General features: G+C 69.4%; 3 protein-coding genes and 1 pseudogene. 2 read left to right on the top strand and 2 right to left on the bottom strand.

The window, feature by feature from the left end:
- Both JWP28_RS19765 and JWP28_RS19760 read right to left on the bottom strand, forming a co-directional pair.
- Positions 1-421 (bottom strand): annotated as a pseudogene (locus JWP28_RS19765) (SPOR domain-containing protein); the annotation flags it as partial.
- A 146-nt stretch (positions 422-567) separates the two neighbouring features.
- Complete coding sequence (locus JWP28_RS19760) at positions 568-1,746, bottom strand: deoxyguanosinetriphosphate triphosphohydrolase (RefSeq protein ID WP_299545568.1); 1,179 nt, start codon at positions 1,744-1,746, stop codon at positions 568-570.
- A gap of 81 nt (positions 1,747-1,827) precedes the next feature.
- Between JWP28_RS19760 and erpA the strand changes: the two genes are divergently transcribed.
- A complete protein-coding gene (gene erpA, locus JWP28_RS19755) occupies positions 1,828-2,160 on the top strand; it encodes an iron-sulfur cluster insertion protein ErpA (protein WP_299545567.1) in 333 nt (110 codons plus the stop codon).
- Between the two features lie 141 nt (positions 2,161-2,301).
- Positions 2,302-3,081 carry an exodeoxyribonuclease III gene (gene xth, locus JWP28_RS19750; protein WP_299545566.1) on the top strand — a complete coding sequence of 260 codons (780 nt, stop codon included), beginning with the start codon at positions 2,302-2,304 and terminating at the stop codon, positions 3,079-3,081.
- Positions 3,082-3,109: the final 28 nt, after the last annotated feature.

Here is a 3,109-nt window from a genome sequence, read left to right as displayed (position 1 = left end):
GGGCCGCCGGCGCCGCTTGCGTCACGACGATCGCGGGCGTGGGCGGGCCGGGCTGCGGGCGGGCCTCCGGCTGCTCGGGCGGCGGGGCGAAGTGCACCGTCTTCTGGCCCGGCGAATAGGGCTGGTCGCCCTCGGCCTTGTAGATCTGCAGGCCCGCGGCCGGGTCCTGCGGCTGGGCTTCGGCCGGGGGCGGCGCCTTCATGCCGACCACCGGCGCGCCCACCGCCTGCGGCGGCTGGCCGGCCTGGCGCACGCCCGAGCGGTAGAAGACGAAGATCGCCGCCGCCAGGCCCAGCAGCACCAGGATCGAGATGATCAGGGTGAAGGGGATCGGCGATGCGCCGCGCACCGGCTGCCGCGCATCGAAATGCAGCGAGGCCTCGGTGGGGGGCGCATAGGCGCCGCGTTCATGTTCGGACATCGACGTCTCCCGAAGGCCGCGGCCGGTTCAACGAATCGCGCGCCTGACAGGGCAGTCTAGCGGAGCCCGCGCCCCCCGAACCGCCCGGACGGCCATTTTCTGTGGGCGATATGGCCGCGGAAAGGCGGCATCGCGGCGCAGGCCGCCTAGCTGAGCAGGTCCAGGTGGAAGAGCTTGCGGTGCTCCTCAATGGCGAAGCGGTCGGTCATCCCGGCGACGTAGTCGCAGACCACGCGCGCCCTGCCCGCCTCCTCGCGGTTCTGGGCGCGGGCGTACCATTCGGCGGGCAGCACGTCGGGCTCGGCCAGGAACAGCAGGAACATCTCGCCCAGCATCCGCCTGGCCTGGCTGCGCGTGCGGTTGACCCGCCAGTGGCGGTACATCCGCTCCATCAGGAAGGCCCGAAGCGCCGAGAGGTCCTCGACCATGTCGCGCGAGAAGGCGACCAGCGCGTGGCCCAGTACGCGGACGTCCTCCGGCGAGCCGACCTTGTCGACGGCTGCGCGGCGGCGGGTCTCGGCCAGCACGTCGTCGACCATCGCCCCGATCATCCGGCGCACCGCCTCCAGGCGCAGGATGCCGGCGTCGCAGTCGGGATAGTCGGCGACCGCGCTGGCCACATGCGGGCCGATCAGCGGGATCCCGCGCAGCTCCTCGAGGTTGAACAGCCCGGCCTGCACGCCGTCGTCCACGTCGTGGTTGTTGTAGGCGATGTCGTCGGCCAGCGCCGCGACCTGCGCCTCCGCCGACGCCCAGGTGCCCAGCCGCAGGTCGTATTCGGCGTCGAACTCGGCGATGGCGCTCCACGAGGGCTTCTCGAGCTTATCGACCACCGGGCCGTTGTGCTTAATCACCCCTTCCAGGGTCTCCCAGGTGAGGTTCAGGCCTTCGAAGCGTGGGTAGCGGCGCTCCAGCTTGGTGACCACCCGGAAGGTCTGCACATTATGGTCGAAGCCGCCGAAGCCCTGCATCTGCACCTGCAGCTCGTCCTCGCCGGCGTGGCCGAACGGCGGGTGGCCGAGGTCGTGGGCGAGCGCGATGGTCTCCGCCAGGTCGGCGTCGAGGCCGAGCGCGGTGGCCAGCGAGCGGGCGATCTGCGCCACCTCCAGCGAGTGGGTGAGCCGGGTGCGGAAGTGGTCGCCCTCGTGGGCCACGAAGACCTGGGTCTTCTCCTTCAGCCTTCGGAAAGCGGTCGAGTGGATGATGCGGTCGCGGTCGCGGGCGAAGGGCGTGCGGGTCTGGCTCTCGGCCTCCGCGACCTTGCGGCCCCGCGACTTTGCAGGGTCTTCGGCGTAAGGAGCTTTCGGCGGGATCGTGGCGGCCATCAAATCCATCTGTACGAAGGCCTCTTGGTCGAAGCCGCTCGGCCCCTCATATAGTCTAGGCGTTTCATTCGTCTAACGGTCATGACCTCAAGCGAACTCACCCTCAGCCCCTCGGCCGCGCAACGCATCCACGCCATCGGCAAGGCCGAAGGCCGGCCGGTGATGCTGCGCGTGGCGGTGGAAGGCGGCGGCTGTTCGGGCTTCCAGTACCAGTTCGACCTGGTGGAGGAGGCCCAGCCCGACGACCTGCGGATCGAGCGCGACGGCGCGGCGGCCCTGGTCGACGAGATGTCGCTGGTCCTGCTGAAGGGCTCGGAGATCGATTTCGTCGACGAACTCGCCGGCGCCGAGTTCCGGGTCCGCAATCCCAACGCCAAGTCCAGCTGCGGCTGCGGCGTCAGCTTCTCCATCTGAACCTTGGCGATCGGGGCCTAGCTGTTGGGCGTGTTCGCCCGGCCGGCGCGACGATACCGCTGACCCTGATCCGCAAACCCAGCCCATTGAGCCCGCGCCCCCCGGCGGCTAGCGTCCGGCCCTGTTCAACCGGAGCCCTAGATGCGCATCGCCACCTGGAACGTGAACTCGGTCAACGCGCGCCTGGAGACGGTGCTGAAATGGTTCGAGGCCGCCCAGCCGGACGTCGCCTGCTTGCAGGAGATCAAGTGCGTCGACGAGAAGTTCCCCGCCGAACCCTTTGAGCGCCTTGGCTACAATCTCGCGATCCACGGCCAGAAAACCTACAACGGCGTGGCCCTGCTCTCGAAGACCCCGCTGGAGGATGTGCGCCGCGGCCTCCCGGATGGCGAGGGTGACGACCATGCGCGCTATGTCGAGGCCGTCGTCTCGGGCCGCACACCGGTCAGGGTGGCCTCGATCTACCTGCCGAACGGCAACCCGGTGGCGACGGAGAAGTTCGCCTACAAGCTGGCGTGGATGGGCCGCCTGCGCCGCCACGCCCAGGAGCTGCTGGCCCTGGAGGAGCCGCTGGTGCTGACCGGCGACTTCAACGTGATCCCGGAACCGCGCGACGCGGAGTTCCCGGCCAACTGGGCAGACGACGCCCTCTTCCAGCCGCAGAGCCGCGAGGCGTTCCGGGCGCTGAAATACCTTGGCCTCACCGACGCCTACCTGGAGGCGGACGGCGCGCCCGGGGCCTACACTTTCTGGGACTATCAGGCCGGCGCTTGGCAGCGGAACAACGGTATCCGCATCGACCACGCCCTTCTCTCGCCGCAGGCGGCCGACCTGCTCACCGGGGTCAGCATCCACCGCGACGTGAGGAGCTGGGACAAACCCTCCGACCACGTACCGTTCGTGATCGAGCTCGACGTCTAAGCCCCTCGCCTTTGAGGGGACTCAGGGC

Source organism: Phenylobacterium sp. (genome assembly GCF_028290885.1).
Taxonomy (GTDB): Bacteria; Pseudomonadota; Alphaproteobacteria; order Caulobacterales; family Caulobacteraceae; genus Phenylobacterium.
This window is presented reverse-complemented; position numbering and strand designations above follow the sequence as displayed.